Here is a 14,229-nt window from a genome sequence, read left to right as displayed (position 1 = left end):
AACATCGTCAGTGGCCGGCGTCCTGCCACGTGCGCCCGACGCCCACCGAGACCTCCAGCGGAACGCGCAGGTGGTAGGCGGCGTTCATCTGGTCGCACACGAGCTGCCGCAGCGTCTCCAGCTCGCCGGGCGCGACCTCGAACACCAGCTCGTCGTGGACCTGCAGCAACATCCGCGAGGCCAGCCCCTCCTCGGCGATGGCCTGGTGGACGTGGAGCATGGCGACCTTGATGATGTCGGCCGCCGAGCCCTGGATGGGGGCGTTGAGCGCCATGCGCTCGGCCATCTCCCTGCGCTGGCGGTTGTCGCTGGTCAGGTCGGGCAGGTAGCGGCGGCGGCCCATGATCGTCTCGGTGTAGCCGTCGGTGCGCGCCTGGGCCACGATGGCCTGCAGGAAGTCGCGCACGCCGCCGAACTCGGTGAAGTACTCCTCCTTCAGCGCCCGCGCCTCCGAGACCGGGATGTTGAGCTGCCCGGACAGGCCGAAGTCGGACAGGCCGTAGGCCAGGCCGTAGTTCATCGCCTTGATGCGCGCCCGCAGCTCGCTGTCGATCTGCTCGGGCGGCAGGTCGAACACCCGGGCCGCGGTGGCCTGGTGGAAGTCGTGGCCGGACTCGAAGGCCTCGATCAGCGACTCGTCGCCCGACAGGTGGGCCATGATGCGCAGTTCGATCTGGCTGTAGTCGGCCGTCAGCAGCCGCTCGTAGCCCTCGCCGACCACGAAGCCCTGCCGGATGCGGCGGCCCTCGGCGGTGCGGATCGGGATGTTCTGCAGGTTGGGCTTCTCCGACGACAGGCGGCCGGTGGCGGCGATGATCTGGTTGAACGTGGTGTGGATGCGCCCGTCGTCGCCGACCTCCTTGATCAGGCCCTCGACCGTGGTGCGCAGCTTCTGCTGGTCGCGGTGGCGCAGCATGATCGTCGGCAGCTCGTGCTCGGTCTGGGTGGCGAGCCAGGCGAGCTGGTCGGCGTCGGTGCTGTAACCGGTCTTGATCTTCTTGGTCTTCGGCAGGTTGAGCCGGGTGAACAGGATCTCCTGGAGCTGCTTCGGCGAGCCCAGGTTGAACTGCTCGCCGACGGAGCGGTGGGCCTCCTCCACGGCGTGCTTGACCGCGGCGCCGAACTCGGCCTCCAGGCCCGCGAAGTACTGGCTGTCGACGGCGATGCCGGCCCGCTCCATCTCGGCCAGCACCGACAGCAGCGGCAGCTCGACGTCGGCCAGGAGCTGGGTGCCGCCGCGGCCGGCCAGGAAGCCCTCAAGGGAGTCGGCCAGCTCGCGCACGGCGTGGGCGCGCAGCGCGAGGTCTTTGGCCGGCGCGTCCTCGTCGTCGCCGAACAGGGCGGCCTGGCCGCCGGACTCCTCCTCGGCCCGCAGGTCGCGGTGGAGGTAGCGCCTGGCCAGGTCCTCCAGCGCGAACGTGCGCTGGCCCGGCATGGCGAGGTAGGCGGCCAGCGCGGTGTCGCAGCTCAGGCCGCGCAGCTCCATGCCCTGGGCCCACAGGGCCAGGATCGGGCCCTTGGCGTCGTGGACGGCCTTGGGCCTGCTCTCGTCGCCCAGCCACGCCCGCAGCGCCGCCTCGTCGGCCTCGGTGAGCTTGACGGGGTCGATGTGGGCGGCGGTGCCGTCGGGCGAGGCGACGGCGATGCCGTCGATGCGGCCCGAGCCGCTGCCGTAGGAGCCCTTGAAGGCCAGCCCGGCGCGGCCCTGCGGGAGCGCCGCCAGCCAGCCGGCCACCCGGTCGGGGCCGAGGATGACGGTCTCGACCTCGAAGCCCTGCTCGGGCTCCGCCTCGCCGGTGCCGAGCACCTTGAAGACGCGCTCGCGCAGCTCGCCGCGGATCTGCAGGGTGTCGAACAGCTTGTTGATCTCCTCGCGCTCCCACGCGCCCTGGGTGAGGTCGCCGAGCTCGACGTCGAGCGGCACGTCGCGCAGCAGCTCGGTCAGGCGGCGGTTCATCAGCACCTGGGCGACGTGCTCGCGCAGCTTGTCGCCGACCTTGCCCTTGACCTCGTCGACGCGGTCGACCAGCGCGGTGAGGGAGCCGAACTCGCGCACCCACTTGGCCGCGGTCTTCTCGCCGACGCTGGGGATGGACAGCAGGTTGTCGCTGGGGTCGCCGCGCAGGGCGGCGAAGTCGGGGTACTGGGCCGGGGTCAGGCCGTACTTCTCCTCGACCGCCTCGGGGGTGAACCGGGTCATGTCGCTGATGCCGCGGCGCGTCATCAGCACGGTGACGTGCTCGTCGACGAGCTGCAGGGCGTCGCGGTCGCCGGTGACGATCAGGACGTTCATCCCGTCGCCGGCCGCGCGGGTGGCCAGGGTGGCGATGAGGTCGTCGGCCTCGAAGCCCGCCTTGGACAGATGCGGGATGCGCAGCGTGTCGAGCAGCTCGTAGATGAGCTGCATCTGGCCGCGGAAGTCTTCGGGCGTCTCGCTCCGGTTGGCCTTGTAGTCGGAGTACTCCTCGTGGCGGAACGTCGGCTCCGACCGGTCGAAGGCCACCGCCACGTGGGTCGGCTGCTCGTCGCGCAAAATGTTCGTCAGCATCGAGGTGAACCCGTAGACCGCCTCGGTGTGCTGACCGTCGGTGGTCATGAGGTTGGCGTCTTTGAGCGCGTAGAAGGCGCGGTAGGCCAGGGAATGCCCGTCAAGCAACAACAGGCACGGGCGGCTGGGGGTCACTTCACTCTTCGGCACGTACGCAGCCTAGTCTGCGTCAACGACAGAAAACCCGAGCTCGGAAGAGTGGAGACATCCCCTTGACGCAGACCGATCCGCTGGACTTCTCCGCGTACGGCGCGGTGCACGAGGGCACGCTGGCCCACCGCATGGGCATCGAGTTCGTCGAGGCCGGGCCCGAGCGCGTCGTCGGCAGGATGCCGGTCGAGGGCAACACCCAGCCCTACGGCCTGCTGCACGGCGGCGCCTCGGCGGTGCTGGCCGAGACGCTGGGCTCGGTGGCCGCGGCGATCCACGCCGGCCCCGGCCGCATCGCCGTCGGCATCGAGATCAACGCCACCCACCACCGCTCGGCGACCTCCGGGTACGTGACCGGGGTCGCGACGCGGTTGCACGGCGGACGCACTTTGGCGACGTACGACATCGAGATCACCGACGAGGAGGGACGGCGGGTGTGCACCTCCAGACTGACGTGCATGCTGCGCGACCAGCGCCCCTGACGTCACTTTGACCGAACCTTTGCGCAGCGGCCCCATCGATCGCTACGGTTGTCCGAACAGAGCCCGCGGGGAGGCCCGGTAGATAACGTGTGCGGCCGGGGAAGCCCTACATGGCCCCAAAGGCCGCTCCGCGGGCTCGTCCACGTTTTCTCCCCATCGTTACCGTTTCGTTTTCGGCGTGGGCCAGGCGTCTTCCCTCATTTAGCCCCTGACCTGCCGCGTTGTTTGCTCACATGTGTGGCACACGCATGTCACTAATTGGTGACGAACCATACTGAAACGGGCGTCTGCGGAATAAGCTCCCGCCATTGCATCCCAGTTGTGCCTGCGATGCGCGCGTGTCGAGATGGAGGGGTACAACCCCGCCTTGACCTATTTGAGGGAGCACCATTGCGCAGAGCCGTGATCGCGTTCACGGCCTTCCTGGGTGGACTCATCTTCCTGCTGGCCAGTCCCGCGCAGGCGGGGCCGGCCGGATGCCAGGGTTTGAAGGGGACGCTCAAACTCCAAGGCCAGCCAGTGAACGGCGTCAAAATCGCCGTGACCACCGAGGGCGGACAACCCGTCAAGGAGGTCACAACAAACGCACAGGGCACGTGGGAAGTTCCTACCGACAAGGGCAAGTTCAAGGTCACCCTTGACCCGAACTCCCTTCCGAAGAACGCCGAGGTGCGCGGCGGCAGCAACGTGCGCACGCCGACCGTCTTCGAGGGCAACTGCTCGACCGTGCTGTTCGCGTTGCAGGCCAAGGGTGTCGCCGGGCAGCCGCAGGGAGACGACAGCGGGGAGAGCAGCGTCTGGGACACCGCGGCGCAGCTCGCCTTCGAGGGGCTCAACCTCGGGCTGATCATCGCCCTGGCCGCGCTCGGCCTGTCGCTGATCTACGGCACGACCGGCCTGACCAACTTCGCCCACGGCGAGCTGGTCACGCTCGGCGCGGTGCTGGCCTACATGTTCAACGTGGGCTTCGGCCTCCATCTCATACCCGCCGCGGTGCTCGCCGTGGCGCTGGGCGGCGCGTTCGGCTACGCCCAGGACCGCCTCTTCTGGGGCCAGCTGCGCAGGCGCGGCACCGGCATCGTCGCCATGATGATCGTCTCCATCGGCGTCGCGCTGGTCATGCGCTACGTCATGCTGATCTTCTTCGGCGGCCAGAACGAGGCCTACGCCCAGTACACGGCCCAGCCGGGCATCGAGGTCGGGCCGATCTCCGCGGCGCCCAAGAACTTCGTGGCGATGGGCATCGAGCTGGCCGTGCTGCTCCTGGTCGGCTTCGCGCTGCTGCGCACCCGGACCGGCAAGGCGGCCAGGGCCGTGTCGGACAACCCCGCGCTCGCGGCCTCGTCCGGCATCAACGTCGACCGGGTCATCCGGATCATCTGGACCCTGGGCGGCGCCATCGCGGCGCTGGCCGGCATCATGCTCGGGCTCTCCCAGAACCTGAAGTACACGATGGGCCAGGACATCCTGCTGCTCATCTTCGCCGGCGTCACGCTCGGCGGGCTCGGCACCGCCTTCGGCGCGCTGGTCGGCTCGCTGGTGGTCGGCCTGTTCATCCAGGTCTCCACCCTGTGGGTGCCGCCGGAGCTCAAGAGCGTCGGCGCGCTGGTCGTGCTCATCATCGTGCTCCTCGTCCGGCCCCAGGGCATCCTGGGCCGCCGCGAGCGAATCGGCTGATCGGGGGAGGATCAGAATGGACTGGATCACGATCATCAGCACGACGCTGAAGTCCGCGGTCGGCGTCGAGACCGTGCTGTACGCGCTCGCCGCGATCGGCATCAACATCCAATTCGGCTACACCGGCCTGCTCAACTTCGGCCAGGCGGCGTTCATGGGCGTGGCCGGCTACGGCCTGGCCGTCACCGTCACCGTCATGGGCCTGCCGTTCTGGGTCGGCATCATCGTCGGCCTGCTCGCCGCGGTGCTCCTGGCGATCCTGCTCGGCATCCCGACCCTCCAGCTGCGCGCCGACTACCTGGCCATCGTGACCATCGCGGCGGCCGAGATCGTCCGGCTGGTGTTCCGCTCGGTGGCCTTCAAGAGCGTCTTCGGCGGCTCGGACGGCCAGCGCGGCTTCTCCGACGGCTTCTACGCGCTCAACCCCTACCCCGAGGGCCAGTACGGCTTCAACCTCGGCTCCATCCCCCTGTTCTTCAACCACCGGGTGCTGTGGGTGCTGACCGTCGGCTGGGTGCTCATCGCCCTGTGCTGCGGGCTGGTCTACCTGCTGATGAAGAGCCCCTGGGGCCGCGTGCTCAAGGCCATCCGCGAGGACGAGGACGCCGTGCGCAGCCTCGGCAAGAACGTCTTCTCCTACAAGATGCAGTCGCTCATCCTGGGCGGCGTCGTGGGCTGCCTGGGCGGCTTCATCTACGGCCTGGCCTACGCCTCCGTCCAGCCCGACATCTTCGGCACCGAGACGACGTTCTACGCGTACACGATGGTCATCCTCGGCGGCGCCGCCCGCGTGCTCGGTCCCGTCGTGGGCGCGTCGATCTTCTGGGTGCTGCTCGTCCTGATCTACGGCGTGCTGTCCGAGGCCGTCGGCGCCGGGATCATCACCTTCATGGACACGAACCAGGTGGGCGCCGTCCGCTGGATCCTGGTCGGCCTGGGTCTCGTCCTGTTGCTCATCTTCCGGCCACAGGGCATCTTCGGCGACAAGAGGGAGATAGCAATCAATGCACGCTGAAACCACGGCCACCGAGCGCAAGGCCGCGGCGCTGGCCGCCTTCAAGGACCTGGCCCGCGACCCGGGCGTGCCGAAGCCGGACCCGATCCTCACCGTCGACAACGTCGTGCGCCGCTTCGGCGGCCTGACCGCGGTCGAGGTCGCCCACGTCGAGATCCAGCGGGGTTCCATCACCGCGCTGATCGGCCCCAACGGCGCCGGCAAGACGACCTTCTTCAACCAGCTCACCGGCTTCGACACCGCCGACTCCGGCTCGTGGACGTTCAACGGGCGCAGCATGAGCGGGGTGCCGGCCCACAAGGTCGCCCGCGCCGGCATGGTGCGCACCTTCCAGCTCACCAAGGCGCTGTCCCGCCTGACCGTCATGGAGAACATGCGCCTGGGCGCCCAGCGGCAGAAGGGCGAGACGTTCTGGCGGGCGCTCATCCCGTCGATGTGGCGCGGCCAGGAGGACGAGATCACCGTCCGCGCCGAGGAGCTCCTCGAACGCTTCAAGCTGGGCGCCAAGCGGGACGACTTCGCCGGCTCGTTGTCCGGCGGCCAGCGCAAGCTGCTGGAGATGGCCCGCGCCCTCATGGTCCAGCCGGAGCTGGTCATGCTGGACGAGCCCATGGCGGGCGTGAACCCGGCCCTGACCCAGTCGCTGCTCGGCCACGTCAAGGACCTGCGCGAGCAGGGCATGACGGTGCTGTTCGTCGAGCACGACATGGACATGGTCCGCGACATCAGCGACTGGGTGATCGTCATGGCGCAGGGCGCCGTGATCGCCGAGGGCCCGCCCGACACGATCATGTCGGACGAGCGCGTGATCGACGCCTACCTCGGCGCCCACCACGACGCCCCGCTCTCGGACACCGAGCTGGAGTCGCAGCTCCACGAGGCCGAGGCGGCCCTGGAGGCCGAGATCGAAGAGGAGACGCAGAAGTGAGCGACGCCCCCGAGGCCGCCCCCGAGTCGCAGGCGGCCGTCACCGACCGCACCGCGCACCTGGAAGGCGCCGAAGACGCCGTGCTGCGGTGCGACGAGCTGATCGCCGGCTACCTGCCGGGCGTCAACATCCTCAACGGCTCCGACCTCTACGTCAAAGAGGGCGAGCTGATCGGCATCATCGGCCCCAACGGCGCCGGCAAGTCGACGCTGCTGAAGGCCATGTTCGGGCTGGTCAACATCCGCAGCGGCACGGTGCTGCTCAAGGGTGAGAACATCACGAACATGAAGGCGCACTCGCTGGTCTCCCGCGGCGTCGGCTACGTGCCGCAGACCAACAACGTCTTCCCCAGCCTCACCATCGAGGAGAACCTGGAGATGGGCGCCTTCCAGGTGCCCGGCAAGTTCAAGGAGCGCTTCGAGTTCGTCGCCGAGCTCTTCCCGGCGCTCAAGGAGCGCCGCAAGCAGCGCGCGGGCTCCCTGTCCGGCGGTGAGCGGCAGATGGTGGCCATGGCCAGGGCGCTCATGACCGAGCCGTCGGTACTGCTGCTGGACGAGCCGTCGGCGGGCCTGTCGCCCAAGCTCCAGGACCTGGTCTTCATCCAGGCCCAGCAGATCAACAAGGCGGGCGTGACGGTGATCATGGTGGAGCAGAACGCCCGCCGCTGCCTGCAGATCTGCCACCGCGGCTACGTGCTCGACCAGGGCCGCAACGCCTACACCGGCACCGGCAGGCAGCTCGCCAACGACCCCAAGGTCATCGAGCTGTACCTGGGCACGCTGGCCAAGGCGTAACCGGATCGAACGGAGAAGGGGCTCCCCCGGGGCCCCTTCTCCGTTTTTTAATGAACGCTGTGAAACGAATGCTGACAGTGGCGCTCGTCCTGCCCGTCCTGCTCGTCGGCTGCCAGGAGGACGCCTCCTCGGCGCAGCGGTACAGCACCGGCGGCGACCCGACCGACAGCCCGTGCGCGCGCGTGGTCTCGGCCATCGGCTACGCCGACCTGATGCTGAGGCCGAAGGGCCAGGAGGAGCAGCAGTACTTCGAGGACGCCGTCATCGGCCGGCTGGCCGAGCTGCGCGGCATCACGCTCCAGTTCGGCGACCGGCTGCCGGCCTCGCTGCACGCCGCCGTCCAGAGCGTCGAGACGGCCACCGCGGGCCTGTCCAGGAACGACGTGCCGCACGCGCGGCAGGTCGCGCTGCTGCGGCAGTACCGGGCCGCCGCCGAGCAGATCGTGGCCGGCTGCGCATGACGGAAGGGCCCGGTCCGCGCGGACCGGGCCCTTTCTAGGGGTGCTGCGGGAGGCTGATCAGCCGGCGATGTTGCCGGTGCGGTACTCCAGCGCCTTGGTGGCGTACTTGTTGTCCTTGCCGTACTGGTAGATGCCGATGGTGGCCACGGCGGGGTCACCGGCGTCGTTGAACTCGACCGGGCCGCTCACGCCGTCGTAGTCGATGTCCTTGCCGGCCTTCAGCAGGTCGACGCAGCTCTTGAAGTCCTTGCACTTCTCGCCGCCCTTGCTGACCTCGGCCAGCTTGGCGGCGATGTCGGTGCCCGCGTCGCTCTTGGCGGCCTCGGCGGCCAGGGCGAGCAGGTTCATCGCGTCGTAGGACTCGGGGGCGTAGCTGTAGTCCTCCAGCTTGGGGTTGATGCCGAGGAGCTTCTTCTGGAACTCCTCCGGAGCGGCCGCGCCCGGGATGGTGCCCTTGACGCCCTCAAGCGTGCCCTTGGGCATCTTGACGTAGTTGGTGTTGGAGGTGTTGCCGTCGACCATGTACCACTTGTGCTTGTCGGCCGGCAGGCCCTGCTTGACCAGCTCCTGGATGACCTTGGCGGTCTCCTCGAACCCGATCAGGACGATGCCCTTGGGGTTCTTGGCCTTGATCTTCGCCACGTCGGCGGAGAAGTCGGCGGCCTTGGGGTCGTAGTCGACGCGCTCGACGACCTCGCCGCCGCCGTCGGTGACCGTCTTCTGCACCTGGTCGGCCAGGCCGGTGCCGTAGGAGTCCTGCATCGCCAGGATGCCGACGGTGTCGTTGCCGTCGGACACCACCAGGTCGCCGAGCACGCGGCCCTGCAGCTTGTCGGGCGGCGAGGTGCGGAAGTACAGGCCCTTGTCCTCGATCGTGGTGAACTTGTCGGAGGTGTTGGCGGGCGAGAAGTGGATGACCCCCGCGCCCGTGATCTTGTCGATCACCGACTCCGACACCGAGGAGGACGCCGCGCCGATGATGGCGTCGGCCTTCTGGGCCAGCAGCTTGTCCACCGACTGCGAGGCGATGTTCGTGGTGGTGTCGCCCGAGTCGGTGTCGTACTTGGTGACGGGCTTGCCAAGCACGCCCCCGGCCTCGTTGATCTCCTTGATGGCCAGGTCGACGCCGGCGAACTCGGGCGGGCCGAGGAAGGCGAGCGAACCGGTCTGGGGCAGCAGCGTACCGATCGTGAGGGTGCCGTCGCCCTTCGCCGCGGGAGCCGACGAGGATGGCGCGGCCGGCTGCGAGGACTGCGTGGCGGTGTTGCTGCCGCCACCGCCGCAGGCCGTCAGGGCCAAGCTGGTGGCGGCCGCGACGGCCAGCGCCCGTCCCACGGGAGCAATGCGGATCATGAAGTGTCTCCTTCATTTCCAGGCCGGGATCGTCAGCACCGCCGAGCGCTCCCGATCGAATGACGGAAACGTACAAAATCGCCGTGTACTCGAACCAGATGGCGGGGTGAACTGTCGGCACTTGGATGCGGAGTCGTAATCAGTCCTCAACTTACGGACCTGCGCTAGCAGGCTTAATGTGCGACGGGTGAAGCGTTTTACGCCTGTCCTAGTCACGGCGGTCCTTCTTGCCGGGTGCGCCTCGTCGCCGCCGCCCCCGCCGCCTTCCTCGGATCCTCCCGCCGGCGTATCGGTCACGCTGGAGCAATGGCGTTCCGACGAGCCCGTGCACGCGCTGGAGGTGGCGGTCCGTAATACCAGCGGCATACCCGTGTATTTCGCCGACGTCCAGCTCGTGACGCCGTCGTTCAAAACCCTGCCGCCGGAAAAGACGGACGCCACGATCAAGCGGACCGAGCGCACCGACCTGCGCATCACCTACGGCGCGGCCAACTGCCTGCCCGCGGGCCTGCCGCAGCTCCAGCCCGCCACCGTGGTGGCCAACATCCGCGCCGGCGCCGAGCAGCCGCGCCGGGTGGTCTTCAAGGTGCCGCACCCCAGCCCGCTGCTGACCCGCCTGCTTCGGGACGAATGCTCGGAATTCCTCATCAAGGAGGCCGCCGGCATCGAGTTCGGGCCCGACTGGAAGCAGGTGGGCAAGGAGATGCGGGGCAAGCTGGTGGTCACCCGGCGCGGCGCCGGCAAGGTGACGCTGACCGAGCTCGACGGCACCACGCACTACATCATCACGCCGGACGCCGGCGGGCGGCCCGTGGCGGTGCTGGAGGCCGGGCGGCAGCGGACGGAGGTGCCGGTGACGCTCACCCCCGGCCGCTGCGACCCGCACGCCTTCGCCGAGGCCAAGAAGGCGTTCCTGTTCCCGGTGCGGGCCACCGTGGACGGCGGGCCCGAGCGGGTGGTGATCGTGGTGCCGCCCAAGCCGCTGCAGGACCGGTTGATCCAGTACTCGTTGCGCGTGTGCGGCCTGGGCGGCGGGTGAGGGTCAGCCCTCGATGTTGCCCGTGCGGTACTCCAGGGCCTTGGGCGCGTACTTGTTGTCCTCGCCGTACTGGTAGACGCCGATCGTGGCCACGGCGGGGTCACCGGCGTCGTTGAACTCGATCGGGCCGCTGATGCCGTCGTAGTCGATGTCCTTGCCGGCCTTCAGCAGGTCGGCGCACTCCTTGAAGGTCTTGCACTTCTCGCCGCCCTTGCTGACCTCGGGCAGCTTGGCGGCGATGGACTTGCCGCTGTCGTCCTTGGCGGCCTCGGCCGCCAGGGCGATGAGGATCGCGGCGTCGTAGGACTCGGCGGCGTAGGTGTAGTCCTCAAGCTTGGGGTCGATCTCCAGGAGCTTCTTGCGGAAGTCCTCCGGAGCCTCGGCGCCGGGGATCGTGCCCTTGACGCCCTTGAGCGTGCCCTTGGGCATCTTGAGGTAGTTGGTGTTCGACATGTTGCCGTCCACCATGTACCACTTGACCTTGTCGACCGTCAGGCCCTGCTTGACCAGCTCCTGGATGACCTTGGCGCCCTCCTCGAAGCCGATCAGCACGATCGCCTTCGGGTTCTTGGCCTTGATCTTGGCGACGTCCGCGGAGAACTCGGCCGCCTTGGGGTCGTAGTCCACGCGCTCCACGACGCTGGCGCCGGCCGCCTCGGCGGTCTTGGTCACCTGGTCGGCCAGGCCGGAGCCGTAGGAGTCCTGCATGGCCAGGATGCCGATGGTGTCGTTGCCGTCGGCGGCGATCAGGTCGCCGAGCACGCGGCCCTGCAGCTTGTCCGGGGGCGCGGTACGGAAGTACAGGCCCTGGTCACTGATGGTGGTGAACTTGTCAGAGGTGTTGGCGGGCGAGAACTGCACCACGCCGGCACCGGTGACCTTGTCGATGATCGACTCCGACACCGACGAGGACGCCGCGCCGATGATCGCGTCGGCCTTCTGCGCGATCAGCTTGTCCGCCGACTGCGAGGCCACGTTCGTGGTGGTGTCACCCGAGTCCGTGTGGATCTTGGTGACCGGCTTGCCGAGCACGCCGCCCGCGTCGTTGATCTCCTTGACGGCCTGGTCGACGCCGGCGAACTCGGGCGGGCCGAGGAACGCCAGCGAGCCGGTCTGGGGCAGCACGGTGCCGATCGTGAGCGTGCCGTCGCCCTTGGCCGCCTCCGTCTGGGTGGCCGGGGCCGACGAGGACGGCGCCGCGGACGTGGTCTGCTGCGCGGCCGTGTCGCCACCGCCGCCACAGGCCGTCAGGGCCAGGCTCGCCGCTGCCGCGACGGCCAGGAAGCGCCCTGCTGGAGCAATGCGGATCATAAAAGAGACTCCCCTTATTCCCAGCGGGGGAACGATCTCCCTCGCTGCGTTTTCCGAGCTCAGCATGCCTCTTTGACGGGGAGATGTGGGGATTTCGGGTACTTTTATGCTAATTTGTAATGTCGCAATCACCCTCTGTAATTGCATGTTTCATCAGCGTTACGGCCATGACTCCATATCAACCACCCCAGCCCGAAATTTCGGGACTGGGGTGGTTGTATGGCGGGTTGTCCGGCTTGGGGTGCCGCCAGCGCCTAGCCGGCGATGTTGCCCTTGCGATATTCGAGCGCCTTGGCCGCGTCGTACTTGTTGTCCTTGTCGTACTGGTAGACGCCGATCGTCGCGACCGACGGGTCACCGGCGTCGTTGAAGTCCACCGGGCCGCTCACGCCGTCGTAGTCGATGTCCTTGCCCGCCTTGAGCAGGTCGGCGCACGACTTGAAGTCCTGGCACTTCTCGCCGCCCTTGCTGACCTCGATCAGCTTGGGGGCCAGCGCGGTGCCCGAGTCGTCCTTGGCCGCCTCGGCCGCCAGCGCGATCAGGGTCGTCGCGTCGTACGACTCCGCCGCGTAGGTGTAGTTCGTCAGCTTCGGGTTCACCGTCAGCAGCCGCTTCTGGAACGCCTCCGGGGCCGCGGCGCCCGGGATCGTGCCCTTCACGCCCTTCAGCGTGCCCTTGGGCATCTTGAGGTAGTTGGAGTTCGACATGTTGCCGTCCACCATGTACCACTTGACCTTGTCGGCCGTCAGGCCCTGCTTGACCAGCTCCTGCACGACCTTCGCCGTCTCCTCGAAGCCGATCAGCACGATCGCCTTCGGGTTCTTGGCCTTGACCTTGGCCACGTCCGCGGAGAACTCGGCCGCCTTGGGGTCGTAGTCGACCCGCTCGACCACGCTCGCGCCGGCCTCCTCGGCCGTCTTGGTCACCTGGTCGGCCAGGCCGGAGCCGTAGGAGTCCTGCATCGCCAGGACGGCGACCGTGTCGTTGCCGTCGGCGGCCACCAGGTCGCCCAGCACGCGGCCCTGCAGCTTGTCCGGCGGCGCCGTGCGGAAGTACAGGCCCTGGTCGTTGATCGTGGTGAACTTGTCGGAGGTGTTGGCCGGCGAGAACTGCACCACTCCCGCCCGCGTGATCTTGTCCACGATCGACTCCGACACCGACGAGGACGCCGCGCCGATGATCGCGTCGGCCTTCTGGCCGAGCAGTTTGTCCACCGACTGCGAGGCGATGTTGGTCGTGGTGTCGCCCGAGTCGGTGTCGATCTTCGCCACCGGCTTGCCGAGCACTCCCCCGGCGTCGTTGATCTCCTTGAGCGCCAGGTCGACCCCGGCGAACTCGGGTGGTCCCAGATACGCGAGATTGCCCGTCTGGGGCAGCACGGTGCCGATCGTCAGCGTGCCGTCCCCCTTGACCGCGGCGGCCGAGGAGGGTTTCACGGACGCGGCGCCGGTGGCGCCCGTCCCGGCGGTCGTGCCGCCGGTCGAACACGCCGCCAGTGCCAGGCTCGCCGCTGTGGCGACGGCCAGGGCGCGGGAAATGCGGATCATCGAAAGCGTCTCCGTTCGAGATGAGCGGACCTTCCGTCCGCCCATCAGCATGCGCCGGGACGCCTGCGCAGAAAGAAGCCGAAGCCGGTTGGATGCCCAGTCGTGACCGGGCCACAACCCGCGGGGCTAAATCACCTGATATAGGCGCTTTTCATGCCCGCTCGGCCGCGTCGTCTATAACGATCTGAGCAACCTCCCGCATGCTCAGCCGCCGGTCCATCGACGCCTTCTGGATCCACCGGAACGCCTGCGGCTCGGTCCAGCCGTGCTGGGCCATCAACTGGCCCTTGGCCCGCTCGACCAGCTTGCGGGTCTCCAGCCGCTCGGAAAGGCTGGACACCTCCGCGCTGAGCGCCACCATCTCCTCGTGCCTGCTGACCGCCATCTCGATCGCCGGCACCAGATCGGCCTTGGTGAACGGCTTGACCAGGTAGGCCATCGCCCCCGCGTCGCGGGCCCGCTCCACCAGGTCACGCTGGGAGAAGGCGGTGAGGATGAGGCACGGCGCGATCCGGTCGGCCACGATGCGCTCGGCCGCCGAGATGCCGTCGAGCACGGGCATCTTCACGTCGAGGATGACGAGGTCGGGCCGCAGGTCGGCGGCGAGCTGGATCGCCTGCTCCCCGTCACCGGCCTCGCCCACGACGACGTAACCGTCCTCCTGGAGCATCTCCTTGAGGTCGAGGCGGATCAGGGCCTCGTCTTCCGCGATCACTACTCGCCGCTGCGTACTCACGAGCAGAAGAGTACAGACGTCCGGTAGATTAGATCCACGCCGGTGCGGCCTCGGGCATTACGCTGCGAGATCACAAACCGGACGAAGTCGCCCCGGTAGACCAACGGCAGAGTCGATGGCCTCAAAATCCATACAGTGTGGGTTCGAATCCCACCCGGGGCACCGGCCTGACCGCCCGGCTCCCTCAT

At 68.3% G+C, this 14,229-nt stretch carries 12 protein-coding genes and 1 tRNA gene; 8 read left to right on the top strand and 5 right to left on the bottom strand.

Annotated elements, in window-relative coordinates; genetic code table 11:
* Positions 1 to 7 precede the first annotated feature (7 nt).
* Positions 8 to 2,698 carry a DNA polymerase I gene (polA, locus tag ACFYUV_RS08970; protein WP_387666587.1) on the bottom strand — a complete coding sequence of 897 codons (2,691 nt, stop codon included), beginning with the start codon at positions 2,696 to 2,698 and terminating at the stop codon, positions 8 to 10.
* A 131-nt stretch (positions 2,699 to 2,829) separates the two neighbouring features.
* Here polA and ACFYUV_RS08965 point away from each other — a divergent pair, with 131 nt between their 5' ends.
* The 6 genes from ACFYUV_RS08965 to ACFYUV_RS08940 all read left to right on the top strand — a co-directional run bounded on the left by ACFYUV_RS08965 (position 2,830) and on the right by ACFYUV_RS08940 (position 8,055).
* Positions 2,830 to 3,180 (top strand): PaaI family thioesterase, encoded by a 351-nt coding sequence (locus ACFYUV_RS08965; protein ID WP_387645449.1) that lies wholly within the window; start codon positions 2,830 to 2,832, stop codon positions 3,178 to 3,180.
* A gap of 519 nt (positions 3,181 to 3,699) precedes the next feature.
* Positions 3,700 to 4,857: a branched-chain amino acid ABC transporter permease gene (locus ACFYUV_RS08960; RefSeq protein ID WP_387666584.1), complete on the top strand. Its 1,158-nt coding sequence runs from the start codon at positions 3,700 to 3,702 to the stop codon at positions 4,855 to 4,857.
* Between the two features lie 16 nt (positions 4,858 to 4,873).
* Positions 4,874 to 5,872, top strand: a complete 999-nt coding sequence (locus tag ACFYUV_RS08955; RefSeq protein WP_364390627.1) for a branched-chain amino acid ABC transporter permease — start codon at positions 4,874 to 4,876, stop codon at positions 5,870 to 5,872.
* The gene (locus tag ACFYUV_RS08950) at positions 5,862 to 6,800 is read left to right on the top strand and encodes an ABC transporter ATP-binding protein (protein WP_358293827.1); all 939 of its coding nucleotides are present in this window, start codon (positions 5,862 to 5,864) and stop codon (positions 6,798 to 6,800) included. Before ACFYUV_RS08955 ends, ACFYUV_RS08950 begins: the two co-directional genes overlap by 11 nt.
* The gene (locus ACFYUV_RS08945; protein ID WP_352331023.1) at positions 6,797 to 7,594 is read left to right on the top strand and encodes an ABC transporter ATP-binding protein; all 798 of its coding nucleotides are present in this window, start codon (positions 6,797 to 6,799) and stop codon (positions 7,592 to 7,594) included. The genes ACFYUV_RS08950 and ACFYUV_RS08945 overlap by 4 nt, the downstream gene beginning before the upstream one ends.
* A 59-nt stretch (positions 7,595 to 7,653) precedes the next feature.
* Positions 7,654 to 8,055: a hypothetical protein gene (locus ACFYUV_RS08940; protein WP_352358300.1), complete on the top strand. Its 402-nt coding sequence runs from the start codon at positions 7,654 to 7,656 to the stop codon at positions 8,053 to 8,055.
* Between the two features lie 57 nt (positions 8,056 to 8,112).
* Here the strand turns inward: ACFYUV_RS08940 and ACFYUV_RS08935 are convergent, their stop codons facing one another.
* On the bottom strand, positions 8,113 to 9,408 hold the full coding sequence (locus ACFYUV_RS08935) for an ABC transporter substrate-binding protein (RefSeq protein WP_387666581.1): 1,296 nt from the start codon (positions 9,406 to 9,408) through the stop codon (positions 8,113 to 8,115).
* Between the two features lie 370 nt (positions 9,409 to 9,778).
* On the opposite strand from ACFYUV_RS08935, the gene ACFYUV_RS08930 reads away from it, so the two are divergent.
* Positions 9,779 to 10,447 (top strand): hypothetical protein, encoded by a 669-nt coding sequence (locus ACFYUV_RS08930; RefSeq protein ID WP_387666578.1) that lies wholly within the window; start codon positions 9,779 to 9,781, stop codon positions 10,445 to 10,447.
* Positions 10,448 to 10,450: 3 nt separating this feature from the next.
* On the opposite strand, the gene ACFYUV_RS08925 is transcribed toward ACFYUV_RS08930, so the two are convergent.
* The 3 genes from ACFYUV_RS08925 to ACFYUV_RS08915 form a co-directional block, all read right to left on the bottom strand.
* Complete coding sequence (locus tag ACFYUV_RS08925; protein ID WP_387666576.1) at positions 10,451 to 11,758, bottom strand: ABC transporter substrate-binding protein; 1,308 nt, start codon at positions 11,756 to 11,758, stop codon at positions 10,451 to 10,453.
* A 254-nt stretch (positions 11,759 to 12,012) separates the two neighbouring features.
* Positions 12,013 to 13,305, bottom strand: a complete 1,293-nt coding sequence (locus ACFYUV_RS08920) for an ABC transporter substrate-binding protein (RefSeq protein WP_358293837.1) — start codon at positions 13,303 to 13,305, stop codon at positions 12,013 to 12,015.
* 151 nt (positions 13,306 to 13,456) lie between these two features.
* Positions 13,457 to 14,041: a response regulator gene (locus tag ACFYUV_RS08915; protein ID WP_352327599.1), complete on the bottom strand. Its 585-nt coding sequence runs from the start codon at positions 14,039 to 14,041 to the stop codon at positions 13,457 to 13,459.
* 89 nt (positions 14,042 to 14,130) lie between these two features.
* Between ACFYUV_RS08915 and ACFYUV_RS08910 the strand changes: the two genes are divergently transcribed.
* Positions 14,131 to 14,203, top strand: a tRNA-Leu gene (locus tag ACFYUV_RS08910).
* Positions 14,204 to 14,229: the final 26 nt, after the last annotated feature.

The organism is Nonomuraea sp. NPDC003560, from assembly GCF_042878785.1.
Classification (GTDB): Bacteria; Actinomycetota; Actinomycetes; order Streptosporangiales; family Streptosporangiaceae; genus Nonomuraea.
This window is presented reverse-complemented; position numbering and strand designations above follow the sequence as displayed.

Excerpts from the sequence above, each read along its gene's own strand:
- ACFYUV_RS08955 (WP_364390627.1), top strand. The coding sequence starts at position 4,874 with ATGGACTGGATCACGATCATCAGCACGACGCTGAAGTCCGCGGTCGGC.
- ACFYUV_RS08925 (WP_387666576.1), bottom strand. The coding sequence starts at position 11,758 with ATGATCCGCATTGCTCCAGCAGGGCGCTTCCTGGCCGTCGCGGCAGCG.
- ACFYUV_RS08950 (WP_358293827.1), top strand. The coding sequence starts at position 5,862 with ATGCACGCTGAAACCACGGCCACCGAGCGCAAGGCCGCGGCGCTGGCC.
- ACFYUV_RS08920 (WP_358293837.1), bottom strand. The coding sequence starts at position 13,305 with ATGATCCGCATTTCCCGCGCCCTGGCCGTCGCCACAGCGGCGAGCCTG.
- ACFYUV_RS08935 (WP_387666581.1), bottom strand. The coding sequence starts at position 9,408 with ATGATCCGCATTGCTCCCGTGGGACGGGCGCTGGCCGTCGCGGCCGCC.
- ACFYUV_RS08965 (WP_387645449.1), top strand. The coding sequence starts at position 2,830 with ATGGGCATCGAGTTCGTCGAGGCCGGGCCCGAGCGCGTCGTCGGCAGG.